Source organism: Pseudalkalibacillus berkeleyi, from assembly GCF_021608225.1.
Taxonomy (GTDB): domain Bacteria; phylum Bacillota; class Bacilli; order Bacillales; family Fictibacillaceae; genus Pseudalkalibacillus; species Pseudalkalibacillus berkeleyi.
Window position 1 is genome coordinate 2,759,609 of sequence record NZ_JAKIJS010000001.1, and the last position, 19,780, is coordinate 2,779,388.

The following is a 19,780-nucleotide window of genomic DNA, read 5'->3' on the forward strand; positions in this document are numbered from 1 at the left end:
TCCTACTTTAGTTCAAAAGAGGGTTATCGTGCATATATCGAGATTATCGTGCATATATCAAAGTTATCGTGCATATCGAGTTAAACACAAAAAATAGGAGCTTCCCATTAAGGACATTTTAACTTAATCCTTTTGGGTCAGCCCCTTTTTTGTACTTATTTATTATCTAAGCGAACATGGATTTCATACCTCGGTACCGAAAGCTGGACCGCGTCTCTGATCTCTTTTCGCATGTCCTTCATCTGCTTTTTAGAATAGTTCTTCGGCACATTTACATGAACCCAGGCATCATTTCCATTAATCGTGACGAACTGCGCATTCCTACCCGTCGTATCCTTTACCGCTTCTCGAATCTTATCCTGATCATCGCTAATTGTAAACCGTTTGGAAGTTAAGTTCCGGTAGCTGTTCGGATTTTGATTCGTCTCGTAATTATAACTACGGTTAGGCTTACGATTGGTGGCGTGGAAGTTGATTGCACCGTGGCCGACGAGAGGATTTTTATCCCCTTTCGTCTCATAAGCTGAAGGTTCTTTATCTGCAATCTCCTCCGCAGATGGAGGTTGCATCGGTGAACAAGCAGCTAAAAGCACAATGCCACTAAGAAATACTGCTTTATTCAACATAAACACCCCCGTACGATTAGCATAACCACAAACGAACCGCATCTTCCTAACAGATACTGGATGTAAAAGCTTCATTCAATATGGAAAAGGAACCACATAAGCGGTTCCCCTTTAATTTAACATTATTTTTTTTTAAAAAGTTTGCGGTTGTTTTTTCTTGGTCGTTTTCGGGTGTTCAGGTACTTGATGACAGTGTCGACATCTTGGTTCGTATGATTCTGAGGCACCGACTAAAATAATCGGATCGTTATATGAAGCAGGTTTATCATCGATCAACCTTTGCGTTCGACTTGCCGGGCTGCCACACACGAGACAAACTGCATGAAGTTTGGTGATGCTTTCAGATAGAGCTAGTAGGTCAGGCACAACGCTAAAAGGCTCGCCTCTGAAATCTTGATCAAGTCCAGCAACGATCACACGTTTCCCGCTATTCGCAAGCTGCTGGATTACTTCAACGATTTCTTCATCAAAGAACTGCACCTCATCAATCGCTACGACTTCCGTATCAAACGACACAATGTTTGATATTTCTGAGGAGTTTTTTACCGGAAGCGCAATTACTGAGGTCCCGTTATGAGAAACCACTTCCTCTTTACTGTACCGATCATCAATCATCGGTTTGAAAACTTGTACATTTTGTTTCCCGAACGTAGCACGTCGTACTCGTCGAATCAACTCCTCTGATTTTCCCGAAAACATGCTGCCACAGATAAGTTCGACCCAACCGTCCTTTTTCATTACGTACATGCCCGTATCTCCCTTCGCCACATTCCTTGTTAGTTCTTAGTCGGATTTTTTATGGAAAAATCCGTACCTTTTTTCTCTTTATGTATTCTTTGTCTATTGTAACAAATCATAAGTGTATAATTGGATGTATTTTTCCCCATTTAGGTTTAATATCATTAGAAAAAATACGACATAATCGTTAAAACACAGTGAAACGCCTTATTTCATGTTTTTTGGAGCTCAACAAACACTGTGATTGAGGTGAAATTTTTAATTATCTAGAAAAATAAGGAATTATCTAGAAAAACAGAAAAATATCTAGAAAAATAAGGGATTATCTGGAAAAAATCAAATTTATCTCGAAAAACGCGAATTTATCTAGAATTCGACCCCTTTAACAGATAAAAAAACAGGCAAGAGGGCGATCCCCTGCCTGTTTAATCAATACCTTATTTAAGGTTGTATTTTTTCTTAAAGCGATCAACACGTCCACCAGCGTCAGCAAACTTCTGACGTCCTGTGTAGAACGGATGACATTCAGAACAAATTTCAACGCGAATGTTTTCTTTAATTGAGCCTGTTTCAAATTCGTTCCCACAAGCACAAGTAACTTTCGCCGTTTTGTAATCCGGATGGATTGCTTGTTTCATTCCATTCATCTCCTTCTGCCCTGAACCCTTAAGGAACAGAGTTATTTGCACACATAGGGTAGTATATCAGTAATTGGAATAGATTTCAACAAACTATTTGACCGTCATTTTTTTCGACTGGCCACCAGAACGCTCTTTCTCGAACATCTGGAAAAATTCTTCGTTTGTCTTCGTTTTCTTAATTCGCTTCATAAAGTGATCAACGAAATCGTAGGAGTCATCCATCGTCTTACGCATTGCCCATAAGTGCTCAAGATGCTCTTTGGCAATCAGCATTTCTTCTTTTCGTGTTCCAGATCGACGAATATCGATCGCAGGGAAAATACGACGTTCTGCTAGTTTACGATCCAAGTGAAGCTCCATATTACCTGTACCTTTGAACTCTTCATAAATGACATCGTCCATACGAGAGCCCGTTTCAACGAGTGCGGTTGCCAAAATCGTCAGACTACCTCCGTCCTCGATGTTACGCGCTGCACCGAAGAATCGTTTCGGCTTATGGAAAGCAGCAGGATCGATACCACCTGAAAGTGTACGACCACTTGGCGGAATGACAAGGTTATACGCTCGCGCTAAACGAGTGATACTATCCATCAAGATAACGACATCTTTCTTATGCTCAACGAGACGCATTGCACGTTCAAGTACAAGTTCCGCTACTTTGATATGGTTTTCTGGAACTTCGTCAAACGTAGAGCTGACAACATCACCTTGTACAGAACGTTCAATGTCGGTAACTTCCTCAGGACGCTCATCAATCAAGAGCACGATGAGCTCCGTTTCAGGGTTATTCGTCGTTACACTATGTGCAATTTCCTTCAATAGCGTTGTCTTTCCCGCTTTTGGTGGCGCGACGATCAATCCACGTTGACCGAAGCCGACAGGTGAGATCATATCCATGATTCTTGTTGAGACGTTTTTCGTAGACGTTTCTAACGTCATTTTCTGCTCAGGATAAAGAGGTGTCAACGCAGGGAAATGAACACGTTCCTTTGCCGTATCTGGATCTTCACCGTTAACCGCAGCAACATGTAACAATCCATAATAACGTTCATTTTCCTTAGGAGGACGAACTTTTCCTGATACTTTATCTCCGTTTCTCAAATCAAAGCGTCTGATTTGGGATGCAGAAATATAAATATCCTCTGAGCTCGGCGAGTAATTGATCGGACGTAAGAAGCCAAATCCTTCTGAAGAGATAACTTCTAAAACACCTTCCATGAAGGATAGATCTTCTTTCTCAGCCTGCGCCTTTAGAATCGCAAAAATCAATTCCCTTTTCGTCAGTTTACTGTAGTATGAAATTTTCAGTTCTTTGGCTCTCACATAGAGATCCTTTAGTTTCATATTTTCTAATTGTGATAAATTAAAGGACATAGTACACCACTTTTCATGCATATTTAAATAAATTCATTTATCTTTTCTTCTTTAGATGTGTAAGTTTGGATCGCTCGTCTATGGGACAAACCTTGGAAGGAATGAAACGTATCAGAAGTGTATTATAAAAAGAAGTTTTCATAGATTGTAGCATTATGAACCTATCGTTACCTTTATTTTACCCAAAATATACACCAATAATCAAGAAAAGCCTAAGTGCCTAGTTCAGATGCGATAAAAAAGATTGGTCATTCGCACCTAAGAATTGAGCTAGACAATAGAAATCACAATGCCGTTTTAATCAAAACAGCATTGTGCCTTCATGTTCTATGGTTTTATGACAAGATTAGGCTTTTTCTTCAAGCTGTGTTTTCCGTCAATGAAACGGACTGTTCCAGACTTCGCTCGCATGACGACCGATTGAGTCGTTCCTGAAGCTCCCTTGAAACGAACCCCTTTCAACAGCTCACCGTCCGTAACGCCAGTTGCTGCAAAAATTGCATCGTCACCTTTAACGATATCATCCATGTAAAGGACGCGTTCGATGTCATCGATGCCCATTTCTTTACAACGTGCTAGTTCCTCATCCGTTTGTGGTAACAGCTTACCTTGAAGCTCTCCACCTAAACATTTCAATGCTACGGCTGCGATCACACCTTCTGGAGCGCCCCCGCTGCCAAGAAGAATGTCGACACCTGTATCATCAAATGCTGTATTGATCGCTGCGGCAACGTCACCGTCTTGAATGAGCTTGATTCGTGCGCCTGCTTCACGTACTTCATCGATGATTTTCTGATGGCGTTCACGGTTTAAGATAACCGCCACAACATCTTCTACATCTTTATTCTTTGCAGCCGCAACGGCTTTCAAGTTGTCCGTGACTGAAGCGTTAATGTCAACTTTCCCAACTGCTTCTGGTCCAACTGCAATTTTATCCATATACATATCTGGTGCGTGTAAAAGATTGCCTTCATCCGCAATCGCGAGTACCGCAAGTGCGTTCCATGTTCCGTTCGCAACGATATTCGTACCTTCAAGAGGGTCAACAGCAACATCAACACTTGGACCAACGCCTGTTCCAAGGTTTTCACCGATATAAAGCATCGGTGCTTCGTCCATTTCTCCCTCTCCAATGACAACCTTTCCTTTCATCGGAACTGTGTCAAATACATCTCTCATTGCGGAAGTAGCAGCATCATCCGCTTCTTCCTTACAACCTCTCCCCATCCAGCGTGCAGAAGCTAAAGCCGCTGCTTCTGTGACACGGACGAGCTCCATAGATAAACTTCTCTCCATACCAATTCCCCCTAGAAAAACCCTATAATTAAATGCATTTATTTTTTCGAAAAAATACCAAACGGACCTGTTAAGACTGGTTTACTTCATCCAACTCTTCAACATCAAAATTCTCGCGCCATACTTTGGCTCCTAATCCTTGAAGCTTTTCAACGAGATTTTCATAGCCACGATCGATATGTTCAATGTTCGTAATTTCAGTGATTCCTTGCGACATTAATCCAGCGACAACGAGCGAAGCACCGGCTCTAAGGTCAGTTGCTTTCACTTTTGCTCCTTCTAGAGGCGTTGGTCCGTTAATGATCGCTGAACGTCCTTCAACTTTTACATTAGCGCCCATACGTCTTAACTCATCAATATGCTTAAAACGGGAGCTGTAAATCGTGTCCGTGACGATACTTGTACCTTCCGTACTCGTCAGAAGTGCTGTAAACGGTTGTTGCAAGTCGGTTGCAAACCCAGGATAAACGAGTGTTTTCACATCAACTCCGTTAAGCTCACGGTCTCGTTTCACGAAAACGGAATCGTCAGACTCCTCTATATGAATGCCCATTTCCCGAAGCTTAGCAATCAATGATTCTAAGTGGAGTGGAATCACATTATCAATCGTAACACCATTCCCCATTGCTGCAGCCAAGATCATATACGTGCCTGCTTCAATTCGGTCAGGAATGATAGAGTGACGGCAACCGTGTAACGAGTCAACACCATCAATTCGAATGACATCTGTACCTGCACCTTTTATGCGCGCACCCATACTTGATAGAAGTGTCGCAACATCGATGATTTCCGGTTCTTTTGCAGCATTTTCGATAATTGTTCGACCTTTTGCCCTAACGGCCGCCAGCATGATGTTAATGGTCGCACCAACACTTACTACATCCAAGTAGATTCGTGCACCGACAAGCTCATCTGCTCGCAAATAAATCGCACCTTGTTCATTCGTTACGGTTGCACCTAGTGCTTGGAAACCTTTTATATGTTGATCAATTGGTCTTGGTCCTAAATTACATCCACCAGGAAGACCGATGACCGCTTTTTTGAAACGACCGAGCATCGCACCCATCAGGTAATAGGAGGCTCTTAACTTTTTAACTTTACCGTTCGGTAGCGGCATAGAAATCATATTTTCAGGATTCACAATAAGTGAATTGCCTTCTAAGCTCGCTTCCCCACCGATGTCTTCTAGTAAGTCACGTAAAAGTCCTACATCTGAGATGTTCGGGAGATGGTCGATCGTTACGGTTGAATCAGCCAAAATCGCAGCCGGAATAAGCGCGACCGCGCTGTTCTTCGCACCACTGATTTGTACCGTTCCTTCTAAGGGATGTCCACCCTCGATCATTAATTTCTCCATTGCTTTCTCCCTTCTTCATTAACAAATTCAAGAAGTTATCACACGTCTAAAGTTAGTGTAAGCAAATCTAAAGATTTCATCCAATTTTTTCCTTAAAATTAGACTCTGTCATTTTTGAATGTTGATTTTACGAAATTTCCTCTGTCGTAAATTCCGCTTCAATCAAGCTTCGTCTAATAAAGCAAGGAATTAGATAAATATCTAATTTTATTTCTGACTCTTGTTCCAATCGGCCAAGAACTTTTCAATTCCTTGGTCTGTTAAAGGATGGTTCATTAATTGAGTTAGAACTTTCGATGGAATCGTCGCAATGTGCGCACCACGAAGTGCTGCTTCCGTTACGTGAATCGGGTTACGGATTGATGCAGCAATGATTTGTGATTTAATACGATGTACATTGAAAATTTCTGCGATTTCAGAAATCAACGAAAGGCCATCTTGCCCAATGTCATCAAGTCGTCCAAGGAATGGTGATACGTATGTAGCACCTGCACGAGCCGCTAACAATGCTTGGTTCGCTGAGAAAATAAGCGTCACATTTGTTTTGATGCCAAGCTCAGTGAATGTCTTTACTGCCTTTAATCCGTCTTTCGTCATTGGCACTTTAACCGTGATGTTAGGAGCAATTGCTGCAAGCTCTTTACCTTCTTCGATCATTTCTTCGTACTTCAATCCAATGACTTCTGCACTGACCGATTCAGATACGAGTGATGTAATTTCACGTAAGCGCTCATGAAAATCAACACCTTCCTTCGCTACTAATGAAGGGTTCGTTGTTACACCGCCTAAAATACCAAGCTCATGAGCTTCACGAATTTCATCTATATTTGCTGTATCAATAAAAAATTTCATTTGGTCTACACTCCTTATGTTTTAAAACGTTCGTTTGTATTTGTAAATATTAGTGGGTTTTCTGGTATTAGGAGGGGAATATGCTGCGAAAGTTAGTTTCGTTGTTAATATGAAGTGCAAAGGAAACCGATAGTACGGTTTCCTTTAACACCTTATTATTAATGATTACGCTTTGTTTGAAGAACCAAATTCACGCATTTTACCTTTAACTGTTTCTTTAATGGCTTCGCGTGCAGGCCCTAAGTATTTACGTGGGTCGTAAAGTTCAGGCTTTTCAGCAAGTACTTCTCTTACAGCTTTAGAAGCTGAAATTTGGCTTTCAGTGTTGACGTTTATCTTTGCATGTCCAAAAGTAATGGCTTTCTTAACATCCTTTGTAGGGATACCTGTTCCACCGTGAAGGACAAGTGGTACACCAGTCAATTCACTGATTTCCTGCATACGATCGAAACCTAGATTTGGTTCACCTTTATACGGTCCGTGTACAGATCCTAGTGCAGGAGCAAAGCAATCAACACCCGTTTCACGAATCAATTGGTCACACTCAGATGGAATCGCATAAGCTGCTTCAGCATCGTCAACGATTACATCATCTTCTTGTCCACCAATACGTCCAAGCTCGGCTTCAACTGATACGCCAACAGCGTGAGCAACTTCTACAACTTTTTTCGTAAGCGCAATGTTCTCTTCTAGTGGATAATGAGAGCCATCGATCATAACAGAAGTGAAACCAGCATTGATCGCTTGCACACACTTCTCAAAGCTTGAACCGTGGTCTAAGTGAATCGCAACTGGGACAGTAACGTTGTACTCTTCCATTAGAGACTCAACAAGGTTTACCACTGTCTTGAATCCACCCATATAGCGTGCAGCACCTTCAGATACACCACAGATTAATGGTGACTTCTCTTCTTCTGCAGCTTGAAGAATCGCTTGTGTAAATTCCATGTTATTCAAGTTATATTGACCAACTGCGTAATTTTCCGCCTTGGCTTTTTCGAGCATTTCCTTCATTGAAACTAAAGGCATTGACAATTTCCTCCTTGTGCGGGCTTTTGCCCATATATTCATTCTAAGATTGACGAGCATTTCGCCATTCTTATTAAAGACGCTTTTCGTACAATAAAAACAATTATAGCATATCAATTTTGACTAGAATCCGCAATCCGTACGCAAGAAAAGCGGAATCGCCTTGCACAGGTGCGTGGAGCGCTGGAGGTTCCTCGTAATAACACGCTTTTAGTGTTGTAAGAGGAATCGAAGCGACCTCGAGCACCTAGGCGATGCAGCTAGACATCAAAAAAAGCGGAATCGTCCATTCTAGCTCTGATGGTCACTGGAAGTCTCATGAGGAGGCCGTTGCCGCCGTAAGAGGTCTAAAGTGATCCTAGGAGCTTAGCACATACGTTTCATTACATACAAAAATAAAGGTGATTCCATGAAACGCTGATTCCTCATACTCGATATCTTAATCAGAGTATGTGAGAAGTTAGCCTTTTTATTTGGAATCAACCCCTATTATCTGCGAACTTTCATCCAATTATGAGCGAATTGGTAAATTATTCTTAACGACTTCGCGAATTTCATCAATATCAAAAGGTTTTGCAAAGTGTGTGATGGCACCTAATTCCATCGCTTCGTGAATCATATCAAGTTCACCGTAAGCCGTCATAATAATGACCCCTACTTCTTGATCAATTTTCTTCACTCTTCGCAAAATCTCCAAACCATCCATACCTGGAATTTTCATATCAAGGATCAGCAGGTCAGGCTGTTCATTTTTTACTATTGAAAGAGCTTGAACGCCATTGGCAGCTTGAAATGTTTTGTACCCTTCTTTTTTAAAGATTTCATTAAGAAGGATTCTTATTCCGTATTGGTCATCTACAATAAGAATTTTACCTTTCATTCCATTATCACACCCTAGTTTTCTTTGTTGTTGTACCCCTAGTACTATTATCTCTTTACATATTTCGCTTTACATTTCATAACTCCTGCTTTATCGTCAAAATCTACCATTTCATCTCACGTTTTATTGTTTTCTGCCGACACGTTATACTAATTTGGAGGTGATCGAAATGTTGAAAATTTTTACAACCCAATTGTTCGGTGTGTTCCGTAAAATACAAGAACAAGAAGAGGATCGTATAGAGGATTGTGGTAGATTGCTCGCCCAGACGATTATAGGCGACGGTACAATCTATATTAAAGGGTTCGACGAAATGGACGCAATCGCAGGCGTCATAATGAATAGTAATGAAAAATTACCATCCATTCAACGTTATCACGAAAAAGTAGAGCTCGAGCCAGAAGATTGCTTGCTCATTTTTGCAAGGACGGCTGATGATGAAAGATTGCAACGACTAGTCGAGGCTACGCACTCATGTGGCACGTCCGTTTTAACAATCGGAGCTGTTGAAGAAGATCAACCTTCAAAAAATGAAGAATTTCATATAGATATGAAAATAATTTATGGACTCGTTCCTGATGATGAAGGCAAACGGGTTGGTTATCCGCCTTTCATGTGTGCCCTATATGTGTACTACGCACTGTTCTTCACTGTCTCGGAAATGCTTGAAGAATACGAAATCGAAAGATAAGCTCTACTGGGTAATTTTAATATTGTTAAATTTTTTGGTTTTTTTTAATATGTTAGAAGGATTTATGTAAAAAGATGGAGAATCTTAGATTAAAGCGTGACAAAAGTCACTCTTTTCCGCCTTAACCCACTACAGTCCTCCTATAACCCCTCAAAATGATTCAGAGTCTACCTACCCCTTCTCCAAACTCTGATAAAGATTAATTTTACAGAAGATGACCCGTTTTGATACTTCGTCAAGACTGTAGTCGGGACCACGTACATAAGTGGATCGTAAGGACCTTCTCAGGTTATGTGCATTTCGGAACCAGCGCCGAAATGTGCATAGCCTGTTTTGGTGTCCATAATATGCAATGATCGATAAATATCGAGTTTTGATCGATAAAATCGGAGTTTTGATCGATAAATCCCGAGTTTTGATCGATAAATTCCGAGTTTTGCACGATAAATTCCGAGTTTTGCACGATAAACGTTTTTCACATAAAGAAAAAGCTGATCGAAAATTTCCGATCAGCTTCATTTATCGTATTATTTCTGTAAATTCGTTGCTGCGTTTACAAAATCACGGAACAATGGTTGTGGTCTTGTTGGTCTAGAGATAAATTCTGGGTGGAACTGTGATGCTACAAACCACGGGTGATCTTCTAGCTCAATAATTTCGACAAGACGGCCATCCGGGCTTGTCCCAGAGAACAAGAATCCTGCTTTTTCCATTTCTTCACGGAATTCATTGTTGAATTCGAAACGGTGACGGTGACGCTCATAAACAACTTCTTCGTTATAAGCTGCATATGCGTGCGTGTCCTGTTTCAGCTTACATGGGTAGATTCCTAATCGCAGCGTACCTCCAAGATCTTCAACGTCTTTTTGCTCAGGTAGTAAGTCAATGATCGGATGAGTCGTTGCTGGGTCAATTTCAGCTGAGTGCGCATCCTTATGACCAAGTACGTTTCGTGCAAATTCTACGGATGCTAGCTGCATACCAAGGCAAATTCCGAGCATCGGCACTTTATTTTCCCGAGCATAGCGGATCGCAGAAATTTTACCTTCAATACCTCTGTCTCCAAAACCTCCAGGAATTAAAATCCCGTCTGCATCACCTAGAATTTCTGTAACATTTTCATCGGTAACATTTTCAGAGTTCACCCAGTCGATTTCAATGTCTGTGTCGAATTCGTAACCTGCGTGGCGAAGAGATTCAACAACAGAAATATAAGCATCTGGTAGAGAAACGTATTTACCTACAAGCGCAATTTTCGTTTTATTTTTCAAATTAGTAACGCGATTAACAAGCTCTTTCCACTCAGTCATATCCGCTTCCTGACAATTGAGCTTCAAATGATTACATACAATTTTGTCAAGGTTTTGATCTTGTAAAGCGAGTGGCACCTTATAAAGTGTTTCAGCATCCATTGCTTCAATTACTGAATCAGGATTGATGTCACAGAATAATGCGATCTTGTCTTTCATTTCTTGTGGAAGTGGCATTTCATTACGCACCACAATGACATTTGGCTGTATGCCAAGACTACGTAATTCCTTCACACTATGCTGAGTCGGTTTTGTTTTCATTTCCCCTGCAGCTTTAATGTACGGAACGAGCGTACAGTGAATGTACATGACATTTTCCACGCCGATATCACTCTTAATTTGGCGAATTGCTTCAAGGTATGGAAGGCTTTCGATATCTCCGACCGTTCCGCCGATTTCAGTGATGACAACATCTGCGTTCGTTTCACGTCCAGCGCGGAACACTCTTTCTTTAATTTCATTTGTTATGTGAGGAATTACTTGAACTGTTCCTCCGAGGTAATCTCCGCGTCGTTCTTTTTTTAGAACTGTAGAATAGATTTTACCTGTCGTAACGTTGCTATATTTATTAAGGTCAATATCGATAAACCGTTCGTAGTGACCTAAGTCTAGGTCGGTTTCTGCACCGTCACCGGTAACGAAAACTTCACCGTGTTGGTATGGGCTCATCGTTCCTGGATCGACGTTAATGTATGGGTCGAACTTTTGGATCGTCACCTTTACGCCACGGTTTTTCAATAGTCGTCCGAGTGATGCTGCTGTGATTCCTTTACCTAAGGAAGATACTACTCCACCAGTTACGAAGATATACTTTTTTGACACGTTGCTTCCCCCTTGAGTTCCGTAATTTTTGTGTTGATATTTTTCTGTCCCTTAACAGTATGCCGAAATTATGGCGTATTAATAGTGAGGGTGGCTTAAAAGTTGGCTCCGTTATTTAGACCTTATTGAATCTCGCTATAGGGTACTCGCTTTCCGCGGGCGGTTCGGGAGCCTCCTGACTTGTAGAGGATGTACTTAGTTCTTAGTCAAACATCCTCAATGCTGAAATGGAGTCTCCCCTGACCCGCTTTTCCCGCAGGACAAGGAACACTTCGGCAGCGTTCCATCGCACGAAGAAAATGCGAATTTCATTTTCGAGGAGTCTCGTACCCATCGCTGCAATCAATTCTAATCTAAAACTGAGTCAAAAAATAAAAAAGAACAAAAGCGACACGTATCCCGTTTGGGGGCGCTTTTGTTCTGTGAGTATTGTATATTTGATTTCGTACATTTTAAGACTATAAGTAAAGCCCAAAAACGATTTTATCCTCTTAACATATAAAAGTCAAGGTCTATTATTTTTCTTCCTCTTCATCATCAACGTCTTCGTCATCTGGTATATCTGTGTCGTCATCGTCCAGATCGTCATCCTCATCGTCATCGTCGAAATCGTCTTCCAATTCCTCATCGTCAAAGTCATCTTCAAGATCATCGAAATCGTCTTCTAAATCTTCCTCGAAGTCTTCGAAATCTTCCTCTTCTTCAGCAAGTTTAGCTTTTGATTTCTTTTTCGACTTTTTCTTCTTTGGTTTGATGGTTGATGCAAGTTCTTCATCACTTGTTTCAACAGGGTACCAGACTTTAAGACCCCACTGATTATCACCCATACATACGAAACGTCCATCAACATTGATATCCGTGTAAAATTGAGCGATTCGTTGTTTTTGTTCAGCTGAACTCATGTTACGCATTTTCGCAACCTGACTTACCAATTCAGTGAATGGCGTCGGTTTCTTATTTTCTTGTAAAATATGAAATGCGATCTCAATCATAGAAACTTCTTTCAATTCTTCCTTAGAATACGTATCGAGCATCTAAAGGCACGTCCTTTCTACTTATGAATCGATATCGTGAAACAACCAATTTGGTTGCCTATACAATAAAGCGTTCGAGAGCACAAACAATAGCTCAAAAACACATATTTAACGTAATCATACCATCCATTATAAACAAATTCTCTTAAGATATGCTATAGCTGTGCATAATTTTTTCAAATTAGCTAAAAAATATTCGGTTGTTGATATCTTCGAAATTCACTCCCTTTCCGCGGGCGAACCGCGAGCCTCCTCGCTAAAAGACCTCCCTGCGGGGTCTCGCCTGGTCCGCTGTTCCCGCTGGAGTGTCGTGAATTTCTTCTTTCATCAACATTGTTATTTTAATTTAAGCATAGTTGTTTCTCATTTTGTACCACCAAATTTTTATCATTTCAAAAAATGAAGGCTGACATAGGTCAGCCTCCAGAGTGTTTCATTTACATGTTTCTTCGGTATTTTCCGCCTACTTCATAAAGTGCGCGGGTGATTTGCCCTAGACTTGCATGACGTACAGTGGTCATAAGCTCTTCAAACAGGTTTCCACCGGATAGTGCAGTCTGTTTTAAACGCTGTAACGCTTCTGTTGTCGTATCTTCATGTTGTGCTTGGAATTCACGAAGGTGTTTAATTTGTTGTTCTTTCTCTTCTTTTGTCGCACGAGCGAGCTGCATATCGAAATCTTCCTCAGAAGCTGGATTAGGATTTAGATATGTGTTCACGCCGATAATCGGTAATGAACCGTCGTGCTTTTTCATTTCATAATACATGGACTCTTCTTGGATCTTACCGCGTTGGTACTGCGTTTCCATCGCGCCAAGGACACCGCCACGTGAATTGATGCGTTCGAATTCCTTCAAGACAGCATCCTCAACCAAGTCCGTTAACTCTTCGACGATGAATGATCCTTGTTGAGAGTTTTCATTTTTCGCAAGACCAAGCTCTTTCGTAATGATCATCTGAATGGCCATTGCACGGCGTACAGATTCCTCCGTTGGCGTCGTAATCGCTTCGTCATAAGAGTTCGTATGAAGTGAGTTACAGTTATCGTAAATCGCCATCAACGCTTGTAGCGTCGTACGGATATCGTTAAAATCAATTTCCTGCGCGTGTAATGAACGTCCAGACGTTTGAATATGGTACTTCAGCTTCTGGCTTCGCTCATTTGCTTTATATTTATTCTTCATTACCGTTGCCCAAATTCTTCGAGCTACGCGACCGATTACTGTGTATTCAGGGTCAAGTCCGTTACTGAAGAAGAACGATAAGTTTGGTGCAAACGTATCAATATCCATTCCTCGGCTCAAATAGTACTCTACGTACGTGAAGCCGTTTGCCAGTGTCAGCGCAAGCTGTGTGATCGGATTCGCGCCCGCTTCAGCAATATGGTAGCCAGAAATAGACACAGAGTAATAATTTCGAACTTTATTGTCGATAAAATATTCTTGAATATCTCCCATTAGGCGAAGTGCAAATTCAGTAGAGAAAATACACGTGTTTTGACCTTGGTCTTCTTTCAAAATGTCTGCCTGAACGGTACCACGAACGACAGCCATCGTATTCGCTTTAATGTCTGCTGCTTCATCTTCATTAGGCTTGCGGCCATTTTCTTCTTCAAAACGGGCAAGCTGCTGATCGATTGCTGTATTCATATACATCGCAAGAATGATCGGTGCTGGTCCGTTGATCGTCATCGATACTGATGTTGTAGGTGACGTCAGATCAAATCCAGAATAAAGCTTCTTCATGTCATTAAGCGTACAAATGCTTACGCCACTCTCTCCAACCTTCCCGTAAATGTCGGGACGATGGTCTGGATCTTCACCGTAAAGTGTTACGGAATCAAACGCTGTAGAAAGACGTTTCGCATCATCATCCTTTGAAAGATAGTGGAATCTGCGGTTCGTACGTTCCGGTGTACCTTCCCCAGCAAATTGACGCTTCGGATCTTCCCCTTTACGTTTGAACGGGAACACGCCAGCTGTGAACGGAAAACGCCCTGGCACATTTTCAAGCATCGACCAGCGAACGATTTCGCCCCAGTCTTTAAACTTAGGTAAAGCAACTTTCGGAATATCAAGTCCGGATAAACTGCGTGTCTTCAGTTCCGTCACGATTTCTTTATCACGGATCTTCGTTACGAATTCATCTTTGCTGTATTGTTCCTTCAATGTGTCCCATCCGTCTAAAATTTCTTTAACCTCAGGGTGCACTTTCTTTTCATACTTACTTTTTACGTCATTAATCGTTTTGATTGTGATGTCACCGTCAGCGTTCGTCTCTTCAATCGCTTCAAGTGTCCCCTCGATTTGGAAAAGCTTACGTGCTGTTTCCGATTGTTCTGAAACGTATTCATGGTAACCCCGAACCGTTTGTACAATTTCATTCATGTATCCAACTCGTTCAGGAGGAATGATCATATTTAACTTTTCAACCTTACCTTCACTGCTTAAAGAAGTCGTCCATCCAAGGTCGAATTTATCATTGATGACATCAACTAATGCGTTGAAAAGGATGTTCGTTCCTTGGTCGTTAAACTGACTTGCAATGGTTCCAAATACCGGCATTTTCTCAAGATCTTGATCAAAAAGCATACGGCTGCGTTGATAGGCTTTACGCACTTCACGTAACGCATCCTCAGAACCTTTTCGGTCGAACTTGTTAATCGCAATCAGATCAGCAAAATCGATCATATCGATTTTTTCTAATTGGGAAGGTGCACCGAACTCACTTGTCATTACGTACATAGAGAGGTCTGAGATTTCAACGATTTCAGCGTTACCTTGCCCGATTCCGCTCGTTTCAACAATGATCAGGTCATAGCCTGCAGCTTTGACGACAGAAAGTGCATCGCTTATTGCGCCTGATAGTTCTGTCTTTGATCCGCGAGTTGCGAGACTTCGCATATACACGCGTGGTGAATGGATCGCGTTCATACGGATTCTGTCTCCGAGAAGCGCTCCACCTGTCTTTTGTTTCGTCGGATCGACCGAGATGATTGCAATCGTTTTATCATCAAATTCGTTCAAATAACGGCGTACGAGCTCATCAGTCAAGGAGCTTTTACCGGCTCCACCTGTACCTGTAATACCGAGCACTGGCACTTTATTTGTTGTTTCTTTCATTTGTGTAATCGCTTGTTCAGCCGTTGCGGCCATTTCTTCCTTTTTCACTTTACCGAAGTTCTCAGCAACTGTAATCAGACGAGCGACAGACTTCGGATCTTTCGCTGGAAGGTGCTCAAGCTCATCCTTCAATTCTGTGAAAGTAGGGAAGTCACAATCCTTCACCATCTGGTTGATCATGCCTTGCAGACCAAGCGTGCGTCCATCTTCTGGGGAGAAAATGCGAGCAACTCCGTAATCATGAAGCTCCTTGATTTCTTTCGGGATGATGACGCCCCCTCCGCCTCCGTATACGCGGATGTGGGATGCACCATATTCATTTAAAAGGTCTACCATGTACTTGAAGTATTCGACATGTCCACCTTGGTAGGATGACACGGCAATACCTTGCACATCCTCCTGAATCGCCGCTTGGACGACTTCATCAACAGAACGGTTATGTCCTAAATGGATGACTTCAGCACCACAAGCTTGGATAATTCTTCTCATGATGTTAATTGACGCATCATGACCATCGAATAAACTTGCTGCCGTTATGAACCTTACATGATTTTTCGGCTTGTAAATTTCCGTTTCCATGTTCGGATTGCTCCTTTCTATGTTAAAAAAATAGTTAGTAAGTTAATTACCCTTCGCAGTTGAAATACACTTCGCTTTCCACGGGCGACCATCAAGCCTCCTCGAGATCGTTTCACTCTCTCTGCGGGGTCTCGATTTGGCCGCTGTTCCCGTAGGAGTCTCGTTTATTTCAACAACTCACTTAATGAAATAATCATCTAAAAGCAACGATCATTTAGAAAATGCCTTTTCTATGAAAAGTTAAACTACACCTGGTTTGTTGGTTGGTCGTATGCAATTCCGTTCAAGAGTATTTGAATTTGGAATTGTGTGTAGCTTTCTAATGTATGTTCTTTTTGCAAAATCCAGCGTCTGAATGTCCACATTTGGCCTTGTAGCATGATGTTGTGCGCGAGTAAGTTCACTTCTTTTTCTGTTAAGTTCAGGTTACCCGCATCAACTGAACGCTGAATGAGTTTTTCAAACATGCTTGTCATTTCGATTTCTTTTCTCAATACGTAAGGAAGCGCCTCGTCTGACAGTGATTTCGCTTCTTGATACATGACGAGCACTTCGTCCTGCATTTCATCCATTACTTTAAAATACGCAGCAATGGCTTCTTTGAGCCTGTTAATGCCTGGCTGATCCATGACAATTTCACTTTGAAGCCTTGAGCGTACCTCATCATAAATCGAGTCACAAACGAGATAAAGCACATCTTCCTTCGTGCGAATGTATTCATAAAGCGTACCGATGCTGAATCCTGCTGCCTTAGCGATTTCTCTTGTTGTCGTTCGGTGGAACCCTTTATCTTTAAAAAGGATGACCGCCGCTTTCACCATTTCTTCTCTACGCTTTTGAATGAGTTTTTCATCTTTTACTAATGAAGGTACTTGTTTTCTTCCCAACCTCATCCCTCTTTCGTAGTTGATTCGTCATTCCGATCCTCGCTAAACTCCAACAAGATGCTTGAAGCAGCAGTGTAAGGATCGATTTCTCTCCGTTCGATCTGTTCTCTCCAGCTCCCGTGCTGGTTCTGTTCTTCTATCTTTTTCATCAGTTCGTAGTGAACGACTTCTAATACTTCTTCTTGTAAAATTCTCGTCTTCTTCCGCTCGCCTTCTCCACTCTCAACGAGATAGCTTCGGTGCTTTTCAACTAGCGACCATAATTCTGCTAAGCCTTTATTTTGAGTCGAAATTGTCTGAGCAATCGGCGGTCGCCACGGCGCATCATGTTTGACAAGATCGAGCATCCCTTCAATTTCGGTCATCAGTTTAGAGACACCAGGAAGATCCGCTTTATTAATGATGAATAAGTCTGCGATTTCCATGATCCCTGCTTTAAAAACTTGAACGACGTCTCCGCTTCCAGGATTCAAAACGACTGCTGTCGTATCCGCAACCTTCATAATGTCGAGCTCAGACTGACCGACGCCAACCGTCTCGACAAGGATGACATCGAATCCGTAAGCATCCATGAGACGAATCGCTTCCTTCGTCGTCCTTGCAAGTCCACCTAAGCTTCCACGGGTCCCCATGCTTCGGATATAGACACCAGGATCGGTGAAGTGTTCCGCCATCCGTACCCTGTCACCTAACAAGGCTCCTCCGCTAAAAGGACTGGTTGGATCGACTGCTACGATTCCGACTGTGAGTTTTTTTGAGCGGAGATACTGAATGAACCGGTTAACGAGTGAGCTCTTCCCTGCACCAGGAGAACCCGTAATTCCGATGATGTGAGCGCCTTTTCCTTGGTCATGTACATCTTTTAAAATGTCCAGCTTATCGTCGTGGTCATTTTCAAGATAGCTGATGCCACGGGCGAGCGCTCTCATATCCTTATCGATCAATTTCTTTGCGAGATCGTGCATCTTAGGTCCTCCCTGTACAGCGTTTCGCTATTAATCTGCCAAAAGCATTCTTGAGATGACGAGTCGTTGAATTTCTTGTGTTCCCTCGTAGATTTGAGTGATTTTCGCATCACGCATGTAACGCTCTACTGGGTAATCCTTTGTATAACCGTATCCACCGAATACTTGGACCGCTTCTGTTGTCACTTCCATAGCTGTATCTCCAGCAAATAGTTTAGACATCGCTGATTCCTTGCCGTACGATAGCCCTTCACTTTCACGCCATGCAGCTTGGTAAGTTAATAGTCTTGAAGCTTCCACTTTTGTCGCCATATCTGCTAGTTTAAATCCAATTCCTTGTTGCAAGCCGATCGGTTTACCGAATTGTTGACGCTCCTTCGCGTAAGCTACTGAAACATCAAGCGCACCTTGTGCAATTCCAACTGCTTGAGCAGCGATTCCGTTACGACCACCGTCTAGTGTTTGCATCGCGATTTTAAACCCTTCGCCTTCTTCACCTAGTCGGTTCTCTGCAGGCACGCGGCAATCTTCGAAAATGATTTCAAGCGTTGGGGATGAGCGGATTCCTAGCTTCTTTTCCTTCTTCCCGAATGAGAATCCTGGCGTGCCTTTTTCTACGATAAATGCACTAATTCCTTTATGCTTGCTCTCGCGGTCTGTTACGGCAAAAACAACATAAATTTCAGCGTCTCCAGCGTTTGTGATAAAGATTTTCGAACCGTTGATGATGTAATCGTTTCCATCACGAACCGCAGTTGTCTTCATTTTCGCAGCATCTGAACCTGATCCTGGTTCAGTCAGTCCGTATGCACCCATCTTCGTTCCTTCTGCCATCGGACGAAGGAATTTTTGCTTTTGTTCCTCGTTACCGAACTTGTAAACCGGCCACCCTGCAAGTGATGTGTGAGCAGATAAAGTAACACCTGTTGAAGCACATACTCTCGACAGCTCTTCAACTGCGATTACGTAACTTAAGTAGTCCGCGCCAATTCCACCGTACTCCTCTGGCCATGGAATTCCTGTAAGACCGAGCTCAGCCATTTGATCGAAAAGTCCGCGATCGAAACGCTCCTCTTCATCTCGCTCAGCAGCTGTCGGTTCCACTTCATTCTTGGCAAAATCACGAACCATCTTTCTAATCATTTCATGCTCTTCTGTTAGTTGAAATTGCATGCTGTTCTCTCCTTTTTTCCCTTTGGGTTTGCTATTTGGCTATAAATCACTCAATATTGAACGAAAAATGGATAAAAGCTGCTTCGATGCGTTTGAAACAACCATTTTTCCACCTTTTTTAAAGTAGGTTTAGTCTTTGCAGATCCTTTTTAAGAGGAAAACTGCGATTATCTAGAAAAATCACGAACTATCTAGAAAAATCACAGATTATCTAGAAAACGGAAGATTATCTAGATAAAGTTAGATGTGCCAACGGATTAGAAACAAGAAGTTCGAGGCACGAAGGTTTTTATATTCCGAAGCGTATTAAAAATACGTGAGGACTTATAAAAACCGAGTAACAATCACTGCCTAATAACGTCACGTCCTGTGACAACGGCAGTACTAACACGTCCTGTGTGTCG

The 19,780-nt window shown here is 42.0% G+C and carries 16 protein-coding genes; 1 reads left to right on the forward strand and 15 read right to left on the reverse strand.

The window, feature by feature from the left end; genetic code table 11:
• Nucleotides 1-155 precede the first annotated feature (155 nt).
• The 9 genes from L2716_RS14385 to L2716_RS14425 all read right to left on the reverse strand — a co-directional run bounded on the left by L2716_RS14385 (nt 156) and on the right by L2716_RS14425 (nt 8,793).
• Entirely contained in the window at nt 156-701 is a 546-nt protein-coding gene (locus L2716_RS14385) for a hypothetical protein (protein ID WP_236337443.1), read from the reverse strand.
• Between the two features lie 57 nt (nt 702-758).
• The gene (locus L2716_RS14390; RefSeq protein WP_236337445.1) at nt 759-1,373 is read right to left on the reverse strand and encodes a thymidine kinase; all 615 of its coding nucleotides are present in this window, start codon (nt 1,371-1,373) and stop codon (nt 759-761) included.
• Between the two features lie 428 nt (nt 1,374-1,801).
• Nucleotides 1,802-2,002 carry a 50S ribosomal protein L31 gene (gene rpmE, locus L2716_RS14395; RefSeq protein WP_236337455.1) on the reverse strand — a complete coding sequence of 67 codons (201 nt, stop codon included), beginning with the start codon at nt 2,000-2,002 and terminating at the stop codon, nt 1,802-1,804.
• A gap of 93 nt (nt 2,003-2,095) precedes the next feature.
• A complete protein-coding gene (gene rho, locus L2716_RS14400; RefSeq protein ID WP_236337457.1) occupies nt 2,096-3,379 on the reverse strand; it encodes a transcription termination factor Rho in 1,284 nt (427 codons plus the stop codon).
• A 327-nt stretch (nt 3,380-3,706) separates the two neighbouring features.
• Nucleotides 3,707-4,675 carry a class II fructose-bisphosphatase gene (glpX, locus tag L2716_RS14405; RefSeq protein WP_236337459.1) on the reverse strand — a complete coding sequence of 323 codons (969 nt, stop codon included), beginning with the start codon at nt 4,673-4,675 and terminating at the stop codon, nt 3,707-3,709.
• A 70-nt stretch (nt 4,676-4,745) separates the two neighbouring features.
• The gene (gene murA, locus L2716_RS14410) at nt 4,746-6,032 is read right to left on the reverse strand and encodes a UDP-N-acetylglucosamine 1-carboxyvinyltransferase (protein WP_236337480.1); all 1,287 of its coding nucleotides are present in this window, start codon (nt 6,030-6,032) and stop codon (nt 4,746-4,748) included.
• Between the two features lie 207 nt (nt 6,033-6,239).
• Nucleotides 6,240-6,884: a fructose-6-phosphate aldolase gene (gene fsa, locus L2716_RS14415; RefSeq protein ID WP_236337482.1), complete on the reverse strand. Its 645-nt coding sequence runs from the start codon at nt 6,882-6,884 to the stop codon at nt 6,240-6,242.
• Nucleotides 6,885-7,049: 165 nt separating this feature from the next.
• Nucleotides 7,050-7,913, reverse strand: a complete 864-nt coding sequence (gene fba / locus L2716_RS14420; protein ID WP_236337484.1) for a class II fructose-1,6-bisphosphate aldolase — start codon at nt 7,911-7,913, stop codon at nt 7,050-7,052.
• A 511-nt stretch (nt 7,914-8,424) separates the two neighbouring features.
• Nucleotides 8,425-8,793 (reverse strand): response regulator, encoded by a 369-nt coding sequence (locus tag L2716_RS14425; protein ID WP_236337486.1) that lies wholly within the window; start codon nt 8,791-8,793, stop codon nt 8,425-8,427.
• 169 nt (nt 8,794-8,962) lie between these two features.
• Here L2716_RS14425 and L2716_RS14430 point away from each other — a divergent pair, with 169 nt between their 5' ends.
• Nucleotides 8,963-9,484, forward strand: a complete 522-nt coding sequence (locus L2716_RS14430; RefSeq protein WP_236337488.1) for a DUF2529 family protein — start codon at nt 8,963-8,965, stop codon at nt 9,482-9,484.
• Between the two features lie 527 nt (nt 9,485-10,011).
• On the opposite strand, the gene pyrG is transcribed toward L2716_RS14430, so the two are convergent.
• The 6 genes from pyrG to L2716_RS14460 form a co-directional block, all read right to left on the reverse strand.
• Nucleotides 10,012-11,616: a CTP synthase gene (pyrG, locus tag L2716_RS14435; protein ID WP_236337490.1), complete on the reverse strand. Its 1,605-nt coding sequence runs from the start codon at nt 11,614-11,616 to the stop codon at nt 10,012-10,014.
• A gap of 515 nt (nt 11,617-12,131) precedes the next feature.
• On the reverse strand, nt 12,132-12,650 hold the full coding sequence (gene rpoE, locus L2716_RS14440; RefSeq protein WP_236337500.1) for a DNA-directed RNA polymerase subunit delta: 519 nt from the start codon (nt 12,648-12,650) through the stop codon (nt 12,132-12,134).
• A 437-nt stretch (nt 12,651-13,087) separates the two neighbouring features.
• Nucleotides 13,088-16,351 carry a fused isobutyryl-CoA mutase/GTPase IcmF gene (icmF, locus tag L2716_RS14445; protein ID WP_236337501.1) on the reverse strand — a complete coding sequence of 1,088 codons (3,264 nt, stop codon included), beginning with the start codon at nt 16,349-16,351 and terminating at the stop codon, nt 13,088-13,090.
• A 245-nt stretch (nt 16,352-16,596) separates the two neighbouring features.
• Complete coding sequence (locus tag L2716_RS14450) at nt 16,597-17,238, reverse strand: TetR/AcrR family transcriptional regulator (RefSeq protein WP_236337503.1); 642 nt, start codon at nt 17,236-17,238, stop codon at nt 16,597-16,599.
• A 2-nt stretch (nt 17,239-17,240) separates the two neighbouring features.
• Nucleotides 17,241-18,203, reverse strand: a complete 963-nt coding sequence (meaB, locus tag L2716_RS14455; protein ID WP_236337505.1) for a methylmalonyl Co-A mutase-associated GTPase MeaB — start codon at nt 18,201-18,203, stop codon at nt 17,241-17,243.
• Between the two features lie 30 nt (nt 18,204-18,233).
• Nucleotides 18,234-19,376, reverse strand: coding sequence for an acyl-CoA dehydrogenase (locus tag L2716_RS14460; RefSeq protein ID WP_236337507.1), 1,143 nt, complete (start codon nt 19,374-19,376; stop codon nt 18,234-18,236).
• Nucleotides 19,377-19,780 lie beyond the last annotated feature (404 nt).

Bases quoted from the DNA above. Each gene is read 5' to 3' on its own strand.
- L2716_RS14385 (WP_236337443.1), bottom strand. From the start codon at position 701: ATGAAGCTTTTACATCCAGTATCTGTTAGGAAGATGCGGTTCGTTTGT.
- L2716_RS14390 (WP_236337445.1), bottom strand. From the start codon at position 1,373: ATGTACGTAATGAAAAAGGACGGTTGGGTCGAACTTATCTGTGGCAGC.
- rpmE (WP_236337455.1), bottom strand. From the start codon at position 2,002: ATGAAACAAGCAATCCATCCGGATTACAAAACGGCGAAAGTTACTTGT.
- rho (WP_236337457.1), bottom strand. From the start codon at position 3,379: ATGTCCTTTAATTTATCACAATTAGAAAATATGAAACTAAAGGATCTC.
- glpX (WP_236337459.1), bottom strand. From the start codon at position 4,675: ATGGAGAGAAGTTTATCTATGGAGCTCGTCCGTGTCACAGAAGCAGCG.
- murA (WP_236337480.1), bottom strand. From the start codon at position 6,032: ATGGAGAAATTAATGATCGAGGGTGGACATCCCTTAGAAGGAACGGTA.
- fsa (WP_236337482.1), bottom strand. From the start codon at position 6,884: ATGAAATTTTTTATTGATACAGCAAATATAGATGAAATTCGTGAAGCT.
- fba (WP_236337484.1), bottom strand. From the start codon at position 7,913: ATGCCTTTAGTTTCAATGAAGGAAATGCTCGAAAAAGCCAAGGCGGAA.
- L2716_RS14425 (WP_236337486.1), bottom strand. From the start codon at position 8,793: ATGAAAGGTAAAATTCTTATTGTAGATGACCAATACGGAATAAGAATC.
- L2716_RS14430 (WP_236337488.1), top strand. From the start codon at position 8,963: ATGTTGAAAATTTTTACAACCCAATTGTTCGGTGTGTTCCGTAAAATA.
- rpoE (WP_236337500.1), bottom strand. From the start codon at position 12,650: ATGCTCGATACGTATTCTAAGGAAGAATTGAAAGAAGTTTCTATGATT.
- icmF (WP_236337501.1), bottom strand. From the start codon at position 16,351: ATGGAAACGGAAATTTACAAGCCGAAAAATCATGTAAGGTTCATAACG.
- meaB (WP_236337505.1), bottom strand. From the start codon at position 18,203: ATGCACGATCTCGCAAAGAAATTGATCGATAAGGATATGAGAGCGCTC.
- L2716_RS14460 (WP_236337507.1), bottom strand. From the start codon at position 19,376: ATGCAATTTCAACTAACAGAAGAGCATGAAATGATTAGAAAGATGGTT.